The 19,022-nt window shown below is 74.2% G+C and carries 20 protein-coding genes; 3 read left to right on the forward strand and 17 right to left on the reverse strand.

Annotated features, from left to right (window positions below; all coding sequences use genetic code 11):
- Positions 1-158: 158 nt before the first annotated feature.
- Positions 159-2,711, reverse strand: coding sequence for a phenylalanine--tRNA ligase subunit beta (pheT, locus tag ACFYE3_RS11335; protein ID WP_387609126.1), 2,553 nt, complete (start codon positions 2,709-2,711; stop codon positions 159-161).
- A gap of 4 nt (positions 2,712-2,715) precedes the next feature.
- A complete protein-coding gene (pheS, locus tag ACFYE3_RS11340) occupies positions 2,716-3,786 on the reverse strand; it encodes a phenylalanine--tRNA ligase subunit alpha (RefSeq protein WP_387609128.1) in 1,071 nt (356 codons plus the stop codon).
- Positions 3,787-4,074: 288 nt separating this feature from the next.
- Here pheS and ACFYE3_RS11345 point away from each other — a divergent pair, with 288 nt between their 5' ends.
- Complete coding sequence (locus ACFYE3_RS11345; protein WP_387609131.1) at positions 4,075-4,515, forward strand: hypothetical protein; 441 nt, start codon at positions 4,075-4,077, stop codon at positions 4,513-4,515.
- 34 nt (positions 4,516-4,549) lie between these two features.
- Here ACFYE3_RS11345 and ACFYE3_RS11350 read toward each other — a convergent pair whose 3' ends face one another.
- The 6 genes from ACFYE3_RS11350 to ACFYE3_RS11375 all read right to left on the reverse strand — a co-directional run bounded on the left by ACFYE3_RS11350 (position 4,550) and on the right by ACFYE3_RS11375 (position 8,465).
- On the reverse strand, positions 4,550-5,011 hold the full coding sequence (locus tag ACFYE3_RS11350; protein WP_387609133.1) for a (deoxy)nucleoside triphosphate pyrophosphohydrolase: 462 nt from the start codon (positions 5,009-5,011) through the stop codon (positions 4,550-4,552).
- A gap of 4 nt (positions 5,012-5,015) precedes the next feature.
- Positions 5,016-5,930: a TrmH family RNA methyltransferase gene (locus ACFYE3_RS11355; protein WP_387609136.1), complete on the reverse strand. Its 915-nt coding sequence runs from the start codon at positions 5,928-5,930 to the stop codon at positions 5,016-5,018.
- A gap of 14 nt (positions 5,931-5,944) precedes the next feature.
- Positions 5,945-6,334: a 50S ribosomal protein L20 gene (rplT, locus tag ACFYE3_RS11360; protein ID WP_368820624.1), complete on the reverse strand. Its 390-nt coding sequence runs from the start codon at positions 6,332-6,334 to the stop codon at positions 5,945-5,947.
- Between the two features lie 94 nt (positions 6,335-6,428).
- Positions 6,429-6,623: a 50S ribosomal protein L35 gene (gene rpmI / locus ACFYE3_RS11365; RefSeq protein ID WP_017832891.1), complete on the reverse strand. Its 195-nt coding sequence runs from the start codon at positions 6,621-6,623 to the stop codon at positions 6,429-6,431.
- Positions 6,624-6,780: 157 nt separating this feature from the next.
- Positions 6,781-7,833 (reverse strand): translation initiation factor IF-3, encoded by a 1,053-nt coding sequence (infC, locus tag ACFYE3_RS11370; RefSeq protein ID WP_387609549.1) that lies wholly within the window; start codon positions 7,831-7,833, stop codon positions 6,781-6,783.
- Positions 7,834-8,168: 335 nt separating this feature from the next.
- Positions 8,169-8,465: a DUF503 domain-containing protein gene (locus ACFYE3_RS11375; protein ID WP_058873522.1), complete on the reverse strand. Its 297-nt coding sequence runs from the start codon at positions 8,463-8,465 to the stop codon at positions 8,169-8,171.
- 105 nt (positions 8,466-8,570) lie between these two features.
- Between ACFYE3_RS11375 and ACFYE3_RS11380 the strand changes: the two genes are divergently transcribed.
- Entirely contained in the window at positions 8,571-8,981 is a 411-nt protein-coding gene (locus ACFYE3_RS11380; RefSeq protein ID WP_368820628.1) for a DUF1844 domain-containing protein, read from the forward strand.
- A gap of 46 nt (positions 8,982-9,027) precedes the next feature.
- Here ACFYE3_RS11380 and ACFYE3_RS11385 read toward each other — a convergent pair whose 3' ends face one another.
- The 7 genes from ACFYE3_RS11385 to ACFYE3_RS11415 all read right to left on the reverse strand — a co-directional run bounded on the left by ACFYE3_RS11385 (position 9,028) and on the right by ACFYE3_RS11415 (position 14,003).
- Entirely contained in the window at positions 9,028-9,882 is an 855-nt protein-coding gene (locus tag ACFYE3_RS11385) for an SseB family protein (protein ID WP_387609139.1), read from the reverse strand.
- Complete coding sequence (gene priA / locus ACFYE3_RS11390) at positions 9,879-10,631, reverse strand: bifunctional 1-(5-phosphoribosyl)-5-((5-phosphoribosylamino)methylideneamino)imidazole-4-carboxamide isomerase/phosphoribosylanthranilate isomerase PriA (RefSeq protein WP_387609142.1); 753 nt, start codon at positions 10,629-10,631, stop codon at positions 9,879-9,881. Before priA ends, ACFYE3_RS11385 begins: the two co-directional genes overlap by 4 nt.
- Positions 10,632-10,673: 42 nt before the next feature.
- Positions 10,674-10,835 (reverse strand): hypothetical protein, encoded by a 162-nt coding sequence (locus tag ACFYE3_RS11395; RefSeq protein ID WP_368831985.1) that lies wholly within the window; start codon positions 10,833-10,835, stop codon positions 10,674-10,676.
- Positions 10,832-11,599, reverse strand: coding sequence for an imidazole glycerol phosphate synthase subunit HisH (gene hisH, locus ACFYE3_RS11400; RefSeq protein WP_387609144.1), 768 nt, complete (start codon positions 11,597-11,599; stop codon positions 10,832-10,834). Before hisH ends, ACFYE3_RS11395 begins: the two co-directional genes overlap by 4 nt.
- Positions 11,596-12,219: an imidazoleglycerol-phosphate dehydratase HisB gene (hisB, locus tag ACFYE3_RS11405; protein WP_368820636.1), complete on the reverse strand. Its 624-nt coding sequence runs from the start codon at positions 12,217-12,219 to the stop codon at positions 11,596-11,598. The genes hisH and hisB overlap by 4 nt, the downstream gene beginning before the upstream one ends.
- Positions 12,220-12,356: 137 nt before the next feature.
- Entirely contained in the window at positions 12,357-13,460 is a 1,104-nt protein-coding gene (locus ACFYE3_RS11410; RefSeq protein ID WP_387609147.1) for a histidinol-phosphate transaminase, read from the reverse strand.
- Positions 13,461-13,574: 114 nt separating this feature from the next.
- Positions 13,575-14,003 carry a LysM peptidoglycan-binding domain-containing protein gene (locus ACFYE3_RS11415; protein ID WP_387609149.1) on the reverse strand — a complete coding sequence of 143 codons (429 nt, stop codon included), beginning with the start codon at positions 14,001-14,003 and terminating at the stop codon, positions 13,575-13,577.
- Positions 14,004-14,347: 344 nt separating this feature from the next.
- Here ACFYE3_RS11415 and lexA point away from each other — a divergent pair, with 344 nt between their 5' ends.
- Positions 14,348-15,127: a transcriptional repressor LexA gene (gene lexA, locus ACFYE3_RS11420; protein ID WP_387609151.1), complete on the forward strand. Its 780-nt coding sequence runs from the start codon at positions 14,348-14,350 to the stop codon at positions 15,125-15,127.
- A 129-nt stretch (positions 15,128-15,256) separates the two neighbouring features.
- Here lexA and ACFYE3_RS11425 read toward each other — a convergent pair whose 3' ends face one another.
- Together ACFYE3_RS11425 and hflX are read right to left on the reverse strand one after the other, a co-directional pair.
- Entirely contained in the window at positions 15,257-17,335 is a 2,079-nt protein-coding gene (locus tag ACFYE3_RS11425) for an ATP-dependent DNA helicase (RefSeq protein ID WP_387609152.1), read from the reverse strand.
- A 4-nt stretch (positions 17,336-17,339) separates the two neighbouring features.
- The gene (hflX, locus tag ACFYE3_RS11430; RefSeq protein WP_387609155.1) at positions 17,340-18,968 is read right to left on the reverse strand and encodes a GTPase HflX; all 1,629 of its coding nucleotides are present in this window, start codon (positions 18,966-18,968) and stop codon (positions 17,340-17,342) included.
- Between the last annotated feature and the right edge of the window lie 54 nt (positions 18,969-19,022).

Raw genomic sequence — 19,022 nt, forward strand, 5'->3', positions numbered from 1 at the left:
GTCGCGAACACCGGGCCGCGGCCGGGGACCCGGTGCCACAGTACCGAAGAAGCCGGCTCGCCCCCCGGCGTTCGCGAGTGTTACCACGGGGCGGAGGTCAGTGCGGGGACGGCGGACGGCCCGCCCCCGGGAGGGGCGGGCCGTCCGGGCGGGGTCGTTCAGCCGCGGAGCACGGCGCCGTGGCGCTCGGCGGCCACGGCGACGGCCGCCTCGCGGGCGGCGGAGGCCTCGTCCGCGGTCAGCGTGCGGTCCGGGGCCCGGAAGCGCATCGCGAAGGCGACCGACTTGCGGCCCTCCTCGACGCCGGGCCCCTGGTAGACGTCGAAGACGCGGAGGTCCTCGAGCAGCTCCCCGGCGCCCTCCTCCAGCGCGGCCCGCAGCTCGGCGGCCGGGACGGCGGCGTCCACCACGAGCGCGACGTCCTGCGTGGCGGCCGGGTAGCCGGAGATCGGGCGGGCCTGCACGACCTCGACCTCGGCGTCGGTGAGCGAGCTGAGGTTCAGCTCCATCGCCACCGTCCGCTCGGGCAGGTCCTGCGCGGCCACGAGCTTCGGGTGCAGCTCGCCGGCGTAGCCCAGCGGGGTGCCGTCGGCGGTGGCCAGCACCGCGGTGCGGCCCGGGTGGAACGCCTGGTGGGTGCCCTGGCGGACGGTCAGCTCGACCCCCAGGACCTCGGCGGCCAGCCGGGCCGCGTCGAGGGCGTCCTGCCAGTCGTACGCCCGGGGTGCGGTCCACGGGCCCTCGGCCGTGTCCCTCCCGGCCAGGACCGCGGCGAGGTGGCGCGGCTGGGCGGGAATGCCGGCCTCGAGCTCCTCGAGCACCGCCCGGCCCGGGTGCGCCCCCAGCGGGGGGATGCTCGCGCTGCCGAGCTGCTCGCCGGGGCGGAAGACCCGCCCGACCTCGTAGAGCGCCAGGTCGCGGAAGCCGCGGGAGGTGTTGCGCCGCAGCACCTCCAGCAGGCCCGGGAGCAGGGACACGCGCAGCATCCCCTGGGCCTCGCTGATCGGATTGGCCAGCTTCACCGACGGCACGGGGACCCCGGGCTCCGGGGCGCCCCACAGCTCGTTGTCCGCCTGCGAGACGAAGGGGTAGGCGAGCACCTCGGTCAGCCCGGCGGCCGCGAGCGAGTCGGCGACCCGCTTGCGGGCCTGCTGCTCGGCGGTCAGACCGCGCCCGGGGGGCGCGACCGGCAACCGCGAGGGGATCCTGTCGTAGCCCACGAGGCGGGCGATCTCCTCGACCAGGTCCTCCTTCTCGACCAGGTCGGTGCGCCACGACGGGGGCACGACGCGCCAGCCGTCGTCGGTGGCCTCGACCTGCGCGCCGAGCTCGGTGAGGGTCGAGACGACCTGCTCCGCCGTGTAGTCCACGCCCGTGCGGCGGCCCGGGTGGTCCCAGGGCAGCTCGATGGGCGCGGGGACGGTGGTGTCGTCCACGTCGGTGACCTCGGGGCCGGCCGTGCCGCCGGCCAGCTCCACGAGCAGCTCCACGGCGCGCTGGGCGGCCACCGGGGCGATCCGCGGGTCCACGCCGCGCTCGAAGCGCTTGGACGCCTCCGAGGGGAGCCTGTGCCGGCGGGTGGTGCGGGCGATCGAGATCTCGTCGAAGCGGGCCGCCTCCACGAGCACGTCGACAGTGCTGTCCGAGACCTCGGTGCTCGCCCCGCCCATGACCCCGGCCAGGCCGATCGGCCCGGAGCCGTCCGTGATGAGCAGGTCCTCGGGGTCGGCGGTGCGCTGCTTGCCGTCCAGGGTGGTCAGCGTCTCGCCCGCGGCGGCCCGGCGCACGGTGATGCCCCCGCTCAGCCTCCCGAGGTCGTAGAAGTGCAGCGGCTGGCCGAACTCGAGCAGCACGTAGTTGGAGACGTCCACCGGCAGGGAGATGGAGCGGATCCCGGCCAGGCGCAGCCGCGCCGACAGCCACGGGGGCGTGGGGGCGGTCGCGTCGATGCCGGTCACCGTCCGGGCGACGAAGCGGGTGCACCCGGGCCTGCCGTGGATGGGGGCGTCGTCGTCGACGGCCACGGGGAACCCGCCCGCGGTGGGGGCGGGCACCCGGGCGGCCACGGCCTCGGCCGGGTCGGTGAAGGGCTCGTGCACGGCGTGGCAGTACTCGCGGGCCACCCCGCGGATGGAGAACGCGTAGCCGCGGTCCGGGGTCACGTTGATCTCGGCGGCTTCGTCGTGGAGGCCGAGCAGCTCCAGGGCGTCCGCCCCGAGCTCCGGGTCCAGGCCGAGGGTCGAGAGCACCAGGATGCCGTCGTGGTCCTCGCCGATGCCGAGCTCGCGCACCGAGGCGATCATCCCGGCGGAGGTGTGGCCGTAGGTCTGCCGCGCCGAGATCCTGAAGTTGCCGGGCAGCACGGCGCCGGGCAGGGTCACCACGACCTTGTCGCCGACCTCGAAGTTGTGCGCCCCGCAGATCACGCCCTGCACGCCGGACGGGTCGATGCCCTCGCCGGTCAGGGTCTGCTCCTGGCCCTCGGGGACCACGCGGACGGTGCACCAGTTGACGGTCTTGCCGTTGGAGTGGGTCTCCGGCTCCTTGGACAGCACCTGGCCCACCACGACCGGGCCCTTCAGGTGGTCCGCGGGACGGTGCACGTCCTCCTCCTCGAGGCCGACCCGGACCAGGGTGGCCAGGACGTCCTCGGCGGTCGCGTCCACGGGGACGGGGGCGTGCTCGCGCAGCCATGACAAGGGAACTCGCATGTCTCTAGATCTCCATCCCGAAGTGCTCGCTGAAGCGGATGTCGCCCTCGACCATGTCGTGCATGTCCGGGACGTTGTTGCGGAACATCAGGGTCCGTTCGATGCCCATGCCGAACGCGAAGCCGGAGTGGACCTCGGGGTCGATGCCGGCCGCGCGCAGCACGTTGGGGTGGACCATGCCGCAGCCGCCCCACTCGATCCACTGCGGCCCGCCCTTGGCGTTCGGGTGCCAGACGTCCAGCTCGGCCGACGGCTCGGTGAACGGGAAGTAGTTGGGGCGCAGCCGGATCTTCGCGCCGGGCCCGAACATCTGCCGCGCGAAGTGCTCGAGCGTGCCCTTGAGGTCGGCCATCGACAGTCCCTCGTCCACGGCCAGACCCTCGACCTGGTGGAAGACGGGGGTGTGCGTGGCGTCGAGCTCGTCGGTGCGGTAGGTGCGCCCCGGGACGACGACGTAGACGGGCAGCTCGCGGCTCAGCAGCGTGCGCATCTGCACCGGCGAGGTGTGCGTGCGCAGCACGAGGTGCGCCTCGGGCGGGTCCACGAAGAACGTGTCCTGCAGCTCCCGGGCGGGGTGGTCCGGCTTGAAGTTGAGGGAGTCGAAGTTGTACCACTCGGACTCGACCTCGGGGCCGTCGGCGACCTCCCACCCCATGGCCACGAACGTCTCGCCGACGCGCTCCATGAGGTTGGTCAGCGGGTGCCGGCCGCCCAGGTGCCGGCGCCGGCCGGCGGCGGTGACGTCCACGGCCTCCTCGACGAGGATCCGGGCGTCCCGCTCCTCCTCCAGCACCGTGGTGCGGGCGGCGATCGCCTTGTTCACCCAGCCGCGGGCCTGGCCCATCAGCTTGCCGGCGGCGGCCTTCTGCGACTTGTCCAGGGAGCCGATCTGCCGGTTGGCCAGCGCCAGGGGGGACCGCTCCCCCGTGTGGGCGAGCCGGACCTCCTTGAGCTCGTCCAGGTCCTTCGCGTTCTCGACGGCGGTCAGGGCCGCCTCGACGGCGGCGGTGACCGCGGCCTCGTCGGTCGGGTCGACCGCGCCGCTCGGGGCGGTATGGGGTGGCAGTTCAGACATCAGCTGGCGACTTCTTCGGCTCGGGGACGGCGTCGTCCGGGCACGCCGTTCCACAGTGCGTGGAACGCGGACCACGGGAAAGCCCGGATCGGCACGGATCGCGGGCGGAACCCAGTCTATGGCACGTGACTCACGGGCCGCCCACCGCTCCCCCATCACGTCGTCGCCTGTCCGGACCCGGCAGGACCGGAGCACCGCGCCGTCCGGTCCCCGCCTCCTCCTGGTCCTGGCGATCACCGGCGTGGTGCTGCTCGATCCGGGCGCACGGAGCGGACCTAGGCTGGTGGCATGATGCGGAATCTGAGCCGGTCGGCACGCCTGCGGCAGGTGTGGAACATGACGAACCTGTCCACGCCCCTGGGGCTCCTGGTCGCGGCGGCCACCCGGACGAAGGTGGTCCGCGGACCCGAGGGGCTGATCCTCGGGTTCGGCTACCGGCCCCGGCTGCCGAAGGCGGGGGCGTTCACCGTGGGCAACGTGGTCCTGTTCCGTGCCGGGATCGAGGACGTCGCGGCCCGGCCCCGGCTCGTGGCCCACGAGTCCCGCCACGCGACCCAGTGGGCGCAGTGCCTGGGCCTGCCGTTCCTGCCCGCCTACCTCGTGGCCGCGGGATGGTCGGTGCTGCGCTGCGGGCACCCGGCGCTGCGCAACCCCTTCGAGGTGCGGGCGGGCCTCGCCGACGGCGGCTACCGGTCGCCCGGCCGCCGCAGTGCACCGGAGCGGGGATGACCACCGTGCCCCGGCCGGCCACGGGATCCCGTGGTCAGCGGGCTCGGTCGGCGAGGTGGTCGAGCAGGGCGTGCACGATCGGCAGGTCGGCCGGGATCCAGGCGAGCTCGAGCGCGGCGGCGGGGTCCTCCAGCGGGAGCCACCGCACCGCCAGGTGGTCCTCGCCCACCACGGGCCGCGGGTCGCCGCCGGTCGCCACGGCCGTCCAGACGCGCATCGCCGCGGTGTCCTTGAGCGGCCAGCCCTGGGCGTGCGGACCGCGCACCTCCGCGACCAGCCGGACGTCCACGCCCAGCTCCTCGGCGCACTCCCGCACCAGGGCCTGCTCGCAGCTCTCGTCCGGCTCCTGCTTGCCGCCGGGGAACTCCCACAGGCCCCGGAGGGCCTCGGGGTAGGCCCGCTGCGCGGCGAGGAAGGCCGTGGGACGGTCGGCGTCGTCGAGGAGGGCGGCGCCGACCACCTGGGTGCGGTACGCGGCCGGCAGGGGCGCGGTCACCGGATCAGCGCCCGTCCCCGGCTCCGGGGCGCCGCTGGGCCCGGGCCGAGGCGTAGAGGCACACGGTGGCGGCGGTGCCCACGTTGAGGGACTCCGCCCGCCCGTGCACGGGCACGGCGACGCGGTGGTCGGCCAGCGCCTTCTCCTCCTCCGACAGCCCCCGGGCCTCGTTGCCGAAGAGCCACACGGTGGGCCGCGCCAGGTCGTACCCGGCGTCGAGGCCGTCCGCACCGGCGGCGCGGGCCGCGGAGGCGTCCTGGAGCCGGTCGAGGTCGACGTCCCCGTGGCCGTCGGCGGCCAGCACGCCGCACCCGGCGGCGCGGGCGGCCCCGAGCAGCGCGGGCAGGTCGGCCCCCACGACCACGGGAAGGTGGAAGAGGGAGCCGGCGGTCGAGCGCACGGTCTTGGGGTTGTAGACGTCCACGCTGCCGGCGGTCAGCACCACCGCGTCCGCGCCCGCGGCGTCCGCCGCGCGTAGCACGGTGCCGGCGTTGCCGGGGTCCTGCACCCGGGCCAGCACGGCCACCAGCCGGGGCCGGGCGGCGAGCACGGTCCCGAGATCCGTGTCGAGGGGGCGGCACACGACGACGACGCCCTGCGGGGTCACCGCGTCGCTCATGGCGGCGAGGACCTCCCGCGTCACGAGGCGGACGAACACGGAGCGGTCCTCGGCCACGCGATCGAGGAGGGCGGTGATGTCCGGGTGGCGGCCCAGGGCGTCCTCGGTGACGTAGACGGCGTCCACGCACGGGGACTCCAGGTGCCGGGCGAGGGCCTCGCGGGCGTTCTGCGGGCCCTCGGCGAGGAACAGTCCGCGCTTGGAACGCGCGGAGCGCCCGGCCAGTCCCGCGACGTCCCTGACCCGATCGGCTCGGGGGTTGGACATCGGCTGGGTGGCCAGGCGCTCCGTGAGGTTCACTGCTCCGACTGGGCTCAGGCGGCGGCTTCGCGCGGTGCGGAGGTGTCCTCCGGCAGGGCGTTCTTCGCGATCTCGACCAGACCGGCGAACGCGGCCTCGTCGTTGACGGCCAGCTCGGCGAGCATGCGACGGTCGACCTCCACCTCGGCGGCCTTGAGGCCCTGGATGAAGCGGTTGTAGGTCAGGCCGTTGGCGCGGGCTGCGGCGTTGATGCGCTGGATCCACAGCCGGCGGAAGTCGCCCTTGCGCTTGCGGCGGTCGTTGTAGCTGTAGACGAACGAGTGGGTGACCTGCTCCTTCGCCTTGCGGTACAGGCGCGAGCGCTGGCCGCGGTAGCCGGAGGCCTGCTCGAGGACGACCCGGCGCTTCTTGTGGGCGTTGACCGCCCGCTTCACACGTGCCACGTGTGTACTCCTTCACTTCGGTCCCGGCCGTGCGGCCGGGAGGTCAAATCTGTGCGGGGCGGGGAGACGGGCTCCCCAACGGATGCGGTGGGGACTACTTGCCCAGCATCTTCTTGATGACCTTGGCGTCGCCGGGGGCCACGATCTGGTCGGAGGCCAGGCGACGGGTCAGCCGGGAGGACTTGTGCTCCAGGTAGTGGCGGCGGTTGGCCTGCTGGCGCTTCACCTTGCCGGTACCGGTGAGCTTGAAGCGCTTCTTCGCCCCGCTGTGGGTCTTCATCTTCGGCATGTGGGCCGCTCTCCTTGCGATTCTTCCGGTGGTGGCCACCGGAGGGCGCGACGACGTCCGCCGCACCTCCACGGTGCCCCTGGGCGCAACCGGGTCCGGCTGCGCGCCGCGGGGCGCTGTCAGTTCTGCTCCGCTCGCGCGGAAGGTCTTGCGCCGCTCAGGCCTGGGGCCCGGGCTTGGCGCCCGGCTTGGGACCGGGCCGGGGTGCCTTCGGCGCCGGGACCGGGGCCTTGGGCGCCGCGGCCGGAGCCTTGGGCGCCGGGGCCTTGGGGGCCGGCGGCTTCAGGGCGGCCTTCGGCGCCGGGGTCTCGGCGACCGCAGGCTCCGGCGCCTTGACGGCCTCCGGCTCCGGGATCTCGACGGCCTCGGGCTCCGGGCTCGGTGCCTCGGCGACCGCAGGCTCCGGGGTCTCGACGACCTCGGGCTCCACGACCTCGGGCTCGGGGGCAACGGTCTGCGCCGTCTCCGGGACCTCGGGGGCCGGTGCCGGCTCCCGGACCTCGGGCTCCGGGGCCGGCTGCTGCACCGGCTCCTCGGCCTGCCCGGCCCGCTCGCGCAGCTCGGCCGGGAACGCGTCCCCGATCGACTGGGTCACGGGCGCCGCGGAGGACGTGTCGATCTTGTCCTTCGCCCTGCGCTCGTTCTCGGCCTTCGCCTCCTCGCGCTGCTTCTGGCGGCGCACCTCGGCCTTGGCCTCGGCCTTGTTCTTCAGCGGGCCCACGACCATCACCATGTTGCGGCCGTCGACCCGGGGGCTCGACTCGACCGCGCCGACCTCCGCGACGTCGTTCGCGAAGCGCTCGAGCAGGCGGACGCCCATCTCGGGGCGCTGCTGCTCGCGACCGCGGAACTGGATCATGGCCTTGACCTTGTCGCCGGCCCCGAGGAACCGCTTGGCGTGGCCGACCTTGGTCTCGTAGTCGTGGGTGTCGATCTTGAGCCGGAACCGGACCTCCTTGAGGACCGTGTTCGTCTGGTTCTTGCGCGACTCCCGGGCCTTGACCGCGGCCTCGTACTTGTACTTGCCGAAGTCCATGAGCTTGGCCACCGGCGGCTTGGCGTTGGGCGCCACCTCGACCAGATCGAGATCCGATTCGCGGGCCAGCCTCAGTGCGTCCTCGACGCGGACGATGCCGACCTGCTCGCCTGCGGGTCCGACGAGGCGGACTTCGGGGACTCGGATTCTGTCATTGATACGTGGATCGCTAATGCCGTGCTCCTGATGTTCTGCGTGGTCGCCCGGAGGTTTCCGGGGACCTCATGGTTCGGTCCGGTCCGCAACGACAAAAGCCCCCGCTGCGGTCGGCAAGCGGAGGCTCATCGCTGCGCCACCCGGGGGTGACGCGCTGCGTGACGGAGCGGACGCGGGAGGACCCGGCCGTGCCGTCGTGCGGACGATGTCGTCGCGGACCCGGCGGCCGTGGCCCGAACCTCCGAAGGCTCGGGGACCGTGGCCGGCGCGGGTGGGAGTCTCCTCCACTTGCACACTGCCGACGAGTCTAGCCCATGGGCCACGGGTTCGGGAAACGACGGTCGTGCGAGGTGTCACTCGTCCTCGGTGCTGTGCAGGGCCCGGCGGGCCGAGAGCAGCTCCGTCTCCGGCCGGGCGGCGACGAAGCGCTCGACCTCGTCCAGGACCTCCACGAGTCGGGCGGCGTCCGCCGCGACCACCGCGGTGCCCACGAGGGCCCGGCGGTGGAGCTCGAGGTGGCCGACCTCGGCGGCGGTCACGGGGAACCGGCGGCGCAGCTCGGCGACGAGGGGACGCACCACGGAGCGCTTGGCCTTGAGGGAGTGGACGTCCCCGAGGAGCACGTCGAACTCGATCCACCCGATCCACACGGCGTCCCCGCCTCCTTCCGGCCGGCCCCCGGCCTCCCCTGCAGGATAGTGCCGGCGGCGGCAGGACGGTCCGGTCGGCGGACGGCGGTGTGGCAGAGTTGGGCCATGACTTCCGAGAACACCTTCCGCTTCGACGACGACGCCGCACGGTCCGGCCAGGAGATCCCGCAGGAGACGGTCAGCGCCGTCGACGAGCAGATGCGCGACATCGCGGAGGTCCCGGCCATCGAGGTCATCACGACCGCGGCCGTGCACCTCATGAGCGCTGCCGCCGTGAAGTGCGGTCTCGCCGCGGGCGAGGACGCCGAGGAGCTCAAGGACCTCGACGAGGCGCGCAAGCTCATCACCGCGCTGGCCGGCTTCGTCACCGCCGCGGCCCCGGAGATCGGCTCGCAGCACGCCGCTCCGCTGCGCGACGGCCTGCGCACCCTGCAGCTCGCCTTCCGGGAGGCCTCCCGCTTCCCGGACGCCCCCGGTCAGGGACCCGGCGAGCGGTTCACGGGTCCGGTCAACTGAGGGCCGTCACCCCCCGAACGTCGCGGGCTGATCCGGGTTCCCCGGGTCAGCCCGCCGTCGTGAGGCGCAGCTGCATCGAGTCCACGTCCTCCGCGAGGGCCGGTTCCACGCTCAGCCGGGCCTGGAAGCGGGCGACGACGTCGTCCAGCTGCGCCCGGTCGAGCCCGGCCCGCAGGGACAGCACGACGGCGAGCTCGGGGCCCGCCCCGCCGCCCTGGACGAGCCGTCCGTCCGCGGCGCGCACGGCCACTCCGTCCCCGGGTGCCGTCCCGACCCCGAGCACCCCGGGCAGGTCCGCGGCGCAGCGCCGGACGGCCGCCTCGACCGCCGCGCTGCGGTAGGCGGGCGTCCAGGGCCTGCCCTGGGCCAGCGCCCAGAGGGCCGGGCGGCGCACGACGAACGGGAGGACCGTGCCGGGGTCGAGCACGAGCAGCTGGGTGCCGTCCTTGACCGCGGCCACGGCCGCCCGGCGGACGTCCGTGGCCACCGGCCGGGCCTGGGCGTGCCAGCCGGCGAGCGCCGCCGTGGAGGTGAAGACCGGCAGCACCTGCCGTCCGTCCGCGGCCCGCAGGGACACGAGCGCCATGTCGGCCTCCTTGTCGGCCACGAGACCGGCCTCGGTCACGGTCGAGGCGGAGACCTCCGCCACGACGGGCACGAACACCCGGGTCCCGGCGAGCGCCGCGACCACGGAGGCCTCGTCCGCCGTCCCCGCCCGCAGGTCCTGGAGGGCCTGCAGCACGGCCGGGGCGGCGGCGCCGTCGTCGTCGGGGAACCGGTGGGTGTGGCTGGTGCCCTCCCCCAGGTTGCGCCCGGCCCAGGGCTGGCCGCCGGTGTCCTCGGTGCCGCCCGCACCCGCGAGCTGGGCGGCGATGTGCCCCGGGAGGGGTCGCCCCGTCACCGCGCCCCCGGCCGGCCCGCCACGTCGAGGGCCTCCCCGAGGGTGAACCGGCCCGCGTAGAGGGCCTTGCCCACGATCGCGCCCTCGACGCCGGAGGGCACGAGGGTGCGCAGGGCCGCGAGGTCGTCGAGGGAGGAGATGCCCCCGGAGGCGACCACGGGCTTGTCGGTGCGGGTCGCCACCTCCTGCAGCAGCTCGAGGTTGGGGCCCTTGAGGGTGCCGTCCTTGGTGACGTCGGTGACCACGTAGCGGGCGCAGCCGTGCTCCTCGAGGCGGTCCAGGACCTCCCAGAGGTCGCCGCCCTCCTCGGTCCAGCCGCGGGCGGCGAGGACGGTGCCCCGCACGTCGAGGCCCACCGCGATGACGTCGCCGTGCTCGGCGATGACCTTTCGCGTCCACTCGGGGTTCTCGAGGGCCGCGGTGCCCAGGTTGATCCGGGCGGGGTCAAGGGACAGCGCCCGCTCCAGCGAGGCGTCGTCGCGGATGCCGCCGGACATCTCGACCTTCAGGTCGAGCTCGGCGGCGACGCGGCGGAGCACGTCGATGTTGTCGCCGCGGCCGAAGGCGGCGTCGAGGTCCACGAGGTGGATCCACTCGGCGCCGGCCTCCTGCCACGCGAGGGCGGCCTCGAGCGGGTCGCCGTAGCCGGTCTCGGAGCCGGCCTCGCCCTGGACCAGGCGCACGGCTTGGCCGTCCGCGACGTCGACGGCGGGCAGCAGCTGGAGGCGGGGGGTCTCGCTCAGGGACATGGGATCTCTCTTCTCGGGGTTCGGGGTCTCGGACGGGAGGGTTCAGCGGCCCTGGAACCAGGCGTACCAGCCGTAGCCGATCAGGCCCGCGGCCGTCAGGGCCAGGAGGACGACGGTCCAGAGCGGCTTGTGCTGCTGGTGGAAGGAGATGGCGCCGCCGGCGACGAACGCCCCGAACACCATGACGACGACGGCGTAGCTCACGCCGCGTCGTCCTGGCTCTCGAGGGTCGGGCGGCCGGCCAGGGCGGCCCCGCCCAGGGGGTCACCGGCCTTCAGGTGGTCGAGGCGTCCGGTGCGCGGCAGGGTGCCGAGCCAGTTGCGCAGCAGCTGAATGCCGGCCTCGGAGGACTTCTCCGGGTGGAACTGCGTGGCGCACAGGGCCCCGTTCTCCACGGCCGCGATGAAGCGTCCGCCGTGGTCGGACCAGGTGACCTGCGGCGGCTGCATCTTCTGGATGCTCTGCGGGAAGTCCCACTCCTGCACCCCGTAGGAGTGCACGAAGTAGAACCGCTGGTCCTCGACGCCCCGGAACAGGACGCTGCCCTCGGGCGGCTCGACCGTGTTCCAGCCCATGTGCGGGACCACGTCGGCCTTCAGCCGTTCGACGACGCCGGGCCACTCGCCCATGCCCTCGGTCTCCCGGCCGTGCTCCACCCCGGAGTCGAAGAGGACCTGCAGGCCCACGCAGATGCCCAGCACGGGGCGGCCGCCGGCCAGGCGGCGGCCGATGAGGCGCAGCCCGTCCACGGAGCGCAGCCCGTCCATCACGGCGGCGAACGCGCCGACGCCGGGGACCACGAGGCCGTCGGCGTCGAGCACCGCCTCGGGGTCGGCGCTGAGCACCACGTCCGCGCCGGCGGCCTCGAGGGCGCGCACGGCCGAGCGCACGTTGCCGGCGCCGTAGTCGAGGACCGTGACGGTGGGCCGGGCGCCGCCGTCGGTCGTGGCGGTGCCGTCGGTGCTCACAGGGCCCCCTTCGTGGACGGGATCCCGCGGACCCGGGGGTCGGGCTCCACGGCCTGGCGGAGGGCGCGGGCCACGGCCTTGAACTGGGCCTCGGCGATGTGGTGGGGGTCCCGGCCCGCCAGCAGCGTGACGTGCAGGCAGATGCCGGCGTGGTGGGCCAGGGACTCGAAGACGTGCTGAACCATGGAGCCGGTGAAGTGCCCGCCGATGAGGTGGTACTGCTGCCCCTCCGGCTCACCGGTGTGGACCACGTAGGGCCGGCCGGAGATGTCGACCACGGCGTTGGCCAGGGCCTCGTCCAGCGGGACGGTGGCCTCGCCGAAGCGGCGGATCCCGGCCTTCTCGCCCAGCGCCTGGCGCAGGGCGTCCCCGAGGACGATCGCGGTGTCCTCGACGGTGTGGTGGACGTCGATGTGGGTGTCCCCGGTCGCCCGGATCCGCATGTCGATCAGGGAGTGCTTCGACAGTGCGGTCAACATGTGGTCGTAGAACGGCACGGAGGTGGCGATGTCGTTCTCGCCGGTGCCGTCGAGGTCGATCTCGACGGACACCGTGGACTCGCTCGTGCGCCGCTCCAGGGCGGCGCGGCGGGGCGCACGGGTGGTGGTCTGGTCGCTCATTCGGTGGGAACTCCTCGCGGGCGCGGCACGGCCGTCGGCGGGCCGCGGGTGGTCCGGTCCGGGACGCGCGGCGGCGCCCCGGGCCCGGTGGTGGTGGTCTGCTTCCATGCTATCCGGGTCGGGGAGACCCCGGCCCCTCAGCCGCCGGAGACGATCCGCTCCATGCTGGTCAGGAAGGCGGTGGTCTCCTCCGCGGTGCCGGCGGTGACCCGCAGGTGTCCGGGGATCCCGACGTCCCGCACGAGCACCCCGTCCGCCAGCAGCGCCTCCCACATGGCTCGGGAGTCCTCCATGCCGCCGAAGAACACGAAGTTCGAGTCCGACTCGGAGGGCTCGAGCCCGAGCCGCTTGAGCTCGTCGACGATCCGGTCGCGCTGCATCTTGATGTCCTCCACGTTGGCCAGCAGCGACGCGGAGTGGCGCAGCGCCGCCAGGGCCGTGGCCTGGGTGACGGCCGAGAGGTGGTACGGCAGCCGGACGAGGCGCACGGCGTCGGCGACCTCGGGCGCCGCCGCGAAGTAGCCCAGGCGGGCGCCGGCGAGCGCGAACGCCTTGCTCATGGTGCGGGAGACGATCAGGCGGGGCCGGCCCTCCAGCAGCGTGAGCGCGGTGGGGGTGCCGCCGTGGGAGAACTCGGCGTACGCCTCGTCGACCACCACGACGGTGCGGAACTCCTCCCCCGCCTCGTACACCGCGGTGACCACGTCCGCGCCCAGCGCCGTGCCCGTCGGGTTGTTGGGCGAGCAGAGGAAGACCACGTCCGGGCAGTGCCGGCGCACCTGTTCGGCCGCGGACTCCGCGGACAGGCCGAAGTCCGCCGCGCGCTCCCCCGCGACGAAGCCGGTGTGCGTCCCGGAGGCCAGCAGCGGGTACATCGAGTAGGTGGGGACGAAGGTGAGCAGGGTGCGGCCGGGCCCGCCGAAGGCCTGCAGGATCTGCTGCAGGATCTCGTTGGAGCCGTTGGCCGCCCAGAGGTTCCCGGGACCCAGCCCGTGGCCGAGGTACGCGGCGAGCTCCTCGCGCAGGGCGGTGAACTCGCGGTCCGGGTACCGGTTGAGGGCCCAGGCCGCCTCGGTGACCTCCTGGACGATCGCCGCGTGCACGTCCGCCGGGACCGGATGGGTGTTCTCGTTGGTGTTGAGCGCCACGGCGACGTCGAGCTGCGGGGCGCCGTACGGCGTCTTGCCGCGCAGGTCGTCGCGGAGCGGGAGGGCGTTGAGTCGGTCCAGGTTCTGCGTCACCCGAACAGTTTAGTGCTCCGCCCGGGTGCGCCGTCCCGGCTTCCTGCTCCGTCCTGCTGCTCCGGTTCACCACTCAGCTGCCCGGTCCGGGACGCCCTGCCCGGGGCGGGCCGTTCAGGCGGCCGGGACCTCGAGGAGCTGGCCGGCCACGAGCACGGAGCTGTCCAGGTCGTTGAGCTCCACGATCTCGTCCATGACGTCCCGGGGGTCCCGCTCCGGGTCGGCGGCCACGGCGAGCTCCCACAGGCTCTGCCCGGGGAACACGGTGGTCTGCTCGGTCCCGGAGCCCAGGACGGGCTCGCTCGTGGCCGTGGCCGTGGCGGGGACGAGGAAGATCACGGCCAGCACGACCAGGGCGGCGGACCCGGCGAGGACGGGCAGCCCCAGGAACACCAGGCGGCCGCGGCGGGTCAGGGTCAGGTGGGTGCGGGAGCCGGAGCGCACGGGGCGGGCGCGCCGGAGCGCGCGGCCGAGGCCCCCGGCGGATCCTGCGGGCTCCTGGCGGCGGGTGACGACGGCGCTGAGGGTGGCACTGGCACTCATGACATGAACTCCTTGACGTTCCCGCACGGAGCGGGCGATCTCGAACACCGGTCCGGTCGACGGCCCCTGCGGGCCTCCATTCGATCGAACATACTTTCGAATACCGATGACCCATGTCTAGCACGTGTCTGCGAAGGCTGTCGACACCGGGTCGTACATATGTTTGAACCCACACGGCGTGTCGCCTAGGCTGAGGACAGGTTCGGGCCTCCGGCCGGCGCGCGCTGCGAACCCCCGGCGCCTTCCGACCGGGACCCATCGAACCACCCGGGTCCGACATCGGAACCGGGACCGCGCAGACCGGCGGCGGCACCAGCAGCCGGACGGGAAAGGACGACGCTCCCATGGCCCAGCCCCCCACCCCCGAGGAGCCCCGCGCCCGGGGTGCCCGCCCCGGGGCGCGCTCGCGCAGCCGCGGGCTCAGCGTGCGCCAGCGCACCATCCTCGAGGCCATCCAACGCTCCATCGCCGAGCACGGCTATCCGCCGTCCATGCGCGAGATCGGGGACCTCGTGGGCCTGGCCTCCCTCTCGAGCGTCACCCACCAGCTCTCCCAGCTGGAGAAGCTGGGCTACCTGCGCCGCGACCCCAAGCGCCCGCGGGCCATGGAAGTGCTCACCCCCCTGCAGCTGCGCGGCACCGCCGGGGCGGAGTCCGCCGAGCCGTCGCCCGAGGTCGCGACGGCGCCGACCGGCCGCACCGCGCGCCCCGCCGCCCACGACGCCGTGGCCGAGCTGTCCACCTCGGCGGACGTGACCATGGTTCCCCTGGTCGGCCACATCGCCGCCGGCGGGCCGATCACGGCCGAGCAGTCCGTCGAGGACGTCCTCGCGCTGCCCCGCCAGCTGGTCGGCCACGGCGAGCTGTTCATGCTGCGCGTCAAGGGCGACTCGATGATCGACGCCGCGATCTGCGACGGCGACTGGGTGGTGGTGCGCCGGCAGAGCGCCGCCGACAACGGCGACATCGTGGCGGCCCTGCTCGACGACGAGGCCACGGTCAAGACCTTCCGGCAGCGGGACGGCCACACCTGGCTGCTCCCGCAGAACACGCGCTACGAGCCGATCCTCGGCGACCACGCCACCGTGATGGGCAAGGTCGTCTCGGTGCTGCGCAGCCTCTGAGCCGCCGCACGCCCCGGTGCCCGGGCGCTCCGCCGACGGCGGGGGGCCCGGGTGCCGTCCGGATCGGGTGCCGTCCGGATCCGGTGCCGTCCGGATCCGGGACGGGCCCCGGGCGGCGGCCGTGCGCGCTCAGCCCACGGAGAGCCGCTGCAGCGCCCCGAGCACCACCGCGCGGTCCGTGGTGGTCCACAGCGGCGGCAGGGACCCGCGCAGGAACCCGCCGTAGCGGGCGGTCGCGATCCGGGAGTCCAGGATCGCCACGACGCCCCGGTCCCCGCCCGCGCGGATGAGCCGTCCGGCTCCCTGGGCGAGACGGACCGCCGCGTGCGTCGCGGAGACGGACATGAACCCGTTGCCGCCGGCCCGCTCCGCGGCGCGGCTGCGGGCGCTGGCCAGCGGGTCGTCCGGGCGCGGGAAGGGGATCCGGTCGATCATCACGAGCCGGCACGAGGCCCCCGGGACGTCGACGCCCTGCCACAGGCTCATCGTGCCGAACAGGCTCGTGGTCGGGTCGTCGGTGAACTCCTGCACGAGTCCCGCGAGCGAGGACTCCCCCTGGCACAGGATCGGCAGGTCGGTGCGCTCGCGCAGCGCCTCGGCCGCCTCCTCCGCGGCCCGGCGGGAGGAGAAGAGCCCCAGGGCCCCGCCCTTGGAGGCCTCCAGCAGGGCCAGCATCTCGTCGAGCTGGGCCTCCGTGAGCCGGCGGCCGGGCTTCTCCAGGTGCTTGGCGAGGTAGAGGATGCCCTGCTTCGGGTAGTCGAACGGGCTGCCGACGTCCACGCCCTCCCAGCGCGGGGCGCCCTCGCCCCGCAGGCCGAGGGCGCCGGCGGCGGAGTCGAAGGACGAGCCGACGGACAGGGTGGCCGAGGTGAGGACCACGGTGCGCCCGTCGAAGAGCCCCTCCCGCAGGGTGCCGGCCACGCTGAGCGGCGCCACGTGCAGGGTCGCCGGGTCGGTGTCCTCCGCGGCCACGTAGCCGCGGCCGGGCTCCCAGCCGCCCTGCCGGGAGATCCACAGCACCTCGCGGTGCTCCTCGGCGGCGAGGATCCGCTCGGCCAGCTCGAGGACGTCGCTCACCCGGGAGCGGGCCATCTGCCGGCCGGCGTCCCCGTCCTTCTCCCCCGGACCGGCCTTGGACTCGGTCATGACGGTGCGGGCGGCGTCCCGGATCTGGGCCACGGCCGCCGTCTGGGCGTCCCCGAGGCCGCGGTGCAGCAGCTCCGCGGGAGCGCCCATCAGGGCGGCCTCGAGATGGCCGGCCCCGGCGGTGAGGGAGTCGGGGCTGGCGGAGGTGTGCTTGCGCGCGGACGCGGCGGCCGAGCGGACCATGGCCGCGGAGAGCTGGCCGGTGACGGCGCCCGTCACCCGGTCCTGGAGCTCGTGGGCCTCGTCGATAACCACGACGTCGTGCTCGGGCAGCACGGTGATGCCCTCGAACGCGTTGATCGCGAGCAGGGCGTGGTTGGTGATGACGATGTCGGCCTCGCCGGCCCGCTGCTTGGCGAGCTCCGCGAAGCAGTCCTCGAACAGGGGGCAGCTGCGGCCCAGGCACTCCTTGGCCGTGACCGACACCTGGCGCCAGGCGCGGTCGCTGACGCCCGGGAGCACCTCGTCCCGGTCGCCCGTCCCGGTGTCGCGGGCCCACTCCCGCAGGCGCTGGACCTCCTGGCCCAGCCGCCCGGGGTGCTCGGCGGCCTCCGGCTGCGGGGCGCCCGGGTGCGGGGCCGCGTCGGGCAGCGCGAAGAGCGCGCCGGGGTCGTCGTCGGACGGGTAGCCGCCCTCGATCTTGTGCAGGCACGCGTAGTTGCTGCGGCCCTTGAGCAGGGCCACGTCCACGTCGCGCTCGAGCTCGTCCTCGAGGGCGGCCAGCAGGCGCGGCACGTCCCGGCCCACGATCTGGGACTGCAGCGCCAGGGTCGCGGTGGCCACGACCACCGGCTTGTCCGCGCGCTGGGCGTGCTCGACGAGCGGGGCCAGGTACGCGAGGGACTTGCCGGTGCCGGTCCCCGCCTGGACCAGCAGGTGCCGGCCCCGGTCCAGGGCCTCGGCGACCTTGGCGGTCATCAGCCGCTGGCCGTCCCGGACCTGTCCGCCCATCGCCGTCACGGCGGTGTCCAGCAGGGCCAGGGCGTCCTTGGCTCCCGGCAGGGTCTCCGGGCGCACGCCCGAGACATCGTGCCCGGACTCGTCCACGAGGGCGGTGGCCACGCGCTCAGGCGCTCTCGGCGCCGAAGCCGGGAGCGTGCTCGGGGGCGAACTCCGCGAGCTCGGCCGCGAGGTCCTCGCGGACCTTCACGAGCAGGTGGGTGCCCTCGGCCAGGTGCTCGGTGCGCAGGATCTCCGCGTCCCAGTCGTGCAGCCGGCTGACCACGTCGCCGCGCTGGTACGGCACCACCAGGTCCAGCACCGTCTCGGGTCGCGGGATGGACTCGCTGATCCGCCGGCGGAGCTCCTCGATGCCCTCCCCCGTGCGGGCCGAGACCACCACGACGTTGCGCTCGCGCTGCTTGATCCGCTCGACCACGAACGGGTCGGCGGCGTCCACCTTGTTCAGGGCGATGATCTCGGGGATGTTCTGGGCGTCGATGTCCGTGAAGACCTGGCGCACCGCGCGGATCTGGCCCTCCGGGTCCGGGTGGGAGGCGTCCACCACGTGCAGGATGAGGTCGGAGTCGGCGACCTCCTCCAGGGTGGAGCGGAACGCCTCGACGAGCTGCGTGGGCAGCGACCGGACGAAGCCGACCGTGTCCGAGAGCGTGTAGCCGATGCCGTCCGGCGTCTGCGTGCGGCGGACCGTGGGGTCCAGGGTGGCGAACAGGGCGTTCTCCACGAGCACCCCGGCGTCCGTGAGCCGGTTCAGCAGCGAGGACTTGCCCGCGTTGGTGTAGCCGGCGATCGCCACGGACGGCACGGAGTGGCGGCGGCGGTTGAGCCGCTTGGTCTCGCGCGCCGGCTTCATGGCGGCGATCTCGCGCCGCAGCTTGGCCATGCGGGTGCGGATGCGGCGGCGGTCCAGCTCGATCTTGGTCTCACCGGGGCCGCGGGAGCCGATGCCCTCACCGGCGGCGGCGCGACCGCCGGCCTGGCGGGACAGGGACTCGCCCCAGCCGCGCAGGCGCGGGAGCAGGTACTCGAGCTGGGCGAGCTCGACCTGGGCCTTGCCCTCCTTCGACTTGGCGTGCTGGGCGAAGATGTCGAGGATCAGGCCCGTGCGGTCGATGACCTTGACCTTCACGACGTCCTCCAGCCCGCGCCGCTGGGAGGGGGCGAGCTCGGAGTCGACGACGACGGTGTCCGCGCCGGTCGCGGCGACGATGTCCTTCAGCTCCTTGGCCTTGCCCGAGCCCAGGTACGTGGCCGGGTCCGGCTTGGTCCGGCGCTGGACGATGCCGTCGAGCACCTCGGATCCCGCGGTCTCGGCGAGCGCGGCGAGTTCGCGCAGGGAGTTCTCGGCCTCCGCGAGCGTGCCCTCCGTCCACAGCCCGGCCAGCACCACGCGCTCCAGGCGCAGCTGGCGGTACTCGAGCTCGGTGACGTCCTCGAGCTCGGTGGACAGGCCGACGACGCGGCGCAGGGCGCGGCGCTCCTCGAGGTCCTGCTGGTCGCCGTCGTGGACGGTGTGCCCGTCCTCCGGGGCGGCGAGCTCGCGGGCCCGGCCGGAGAACCGGCCCGGCGTGGTGGAGTCGTCCGCGGGGACGGTGTCCTGCCCGGCGGCCTCCTCCCGGGCGCGGGCCCGGGACAGCACGCGCTCGACGACGTCCTCCAGGTCCTGCCGGCTCAGGCCGTTCTCGGGCCCCGCGGCGGCGCGGGGCTCGGCAGGGGTTTCACGGGGGTGGGTCATGGTTCCTTTCGGACGGGACGCTGATCAGTGCATTCTAGTGGCGGAGCCGGACAT

The sequence above is a fragment of the Kocuria arenosa genome, from assembly GCF_042879215.1.
GTDB lineage: Bacteria > Actinomycetota > Actinomycetes > Actinomycetales > Micrococcaceae > Kocuria > Kocuria arenosa.

What these genes read in the sequence shown, in the direction of transcription:
- pheT (WP_387609126.1), bottom strand. Translation starts at nt 2,711, where the DNA reads ATGCGAGTTCCCTTGTCATGGCTGCGCGAGCACGCCCCCGTCCCCGTG.
- pheS (WP_387609128.1), bottom strand. Translation starts at nt 3,786, where the DNA reads ATGTCTGAACTGCCACCCCATACCGCCCCGAGCGGCGCGGTCGACCCG.
- ACFYE3_RS11345 (WP_387609131.1), top strand. Translation starts at nt 4,075, where the DNA reads ATGATGCGGAATCTGAGCCGGTCGGCACGCCTGCGGCAGGTGTGGAAC.
- rpmI (WP_017832891.1), bottom strand. Translation starts at nt 6,623, where the DNA reads ATGCCGAAGATGAAGACCCACAGCGGGGCGAAGAAGCGCTTCAAGCTC.
- ACFYE3_RS11380 (WP_368820628.1), top strand. Translation starts at nt 8,571, where the DNA reads ATGACTTCCGAGAACACCTTCCGCTTCGACGACGACGCCGCACGGTCC.
- priA (WP_387609142.1), bottom strand. Translation starts at nt 10,631, where the DNA reads ATGTCCCTGAGCGAGACCCCCCGCCTCCAGCTGCTGCCCGCCGTCGAC.
- hisB (WP_368820636.1), bottom strand. Translation starts at nt 12,219, where the DNA reads ATGAGCGACCAGACCACCACCCGTGCGCCCCGCCGCGCCGCCCTGGAG.
- ACFYE3_RS11415 (WP_387609149.1), bottom strand. Translation starts at nt 14,003, where the DNA reads ATGAGTGCCAGTGCCACCCTCAGCGCCGTCGTCACCCGCCGCCAGGAG.
- lexA (WP_387609151.1), top strand. Translation starts at nt 14,348, where the DNA reads ATGGCCCAGCCCCCCACCCCCGAGGAGCCCCGCGCCCGGGGTGCCCGC.
- hflX (WP_387609155.1), bottom strand. Translation starts at nt 18,968, where the DNA reads ATGACCCACCCCCGTGAAACCCCTGCCGAGCCCCGCGCCGCCGCGGGG.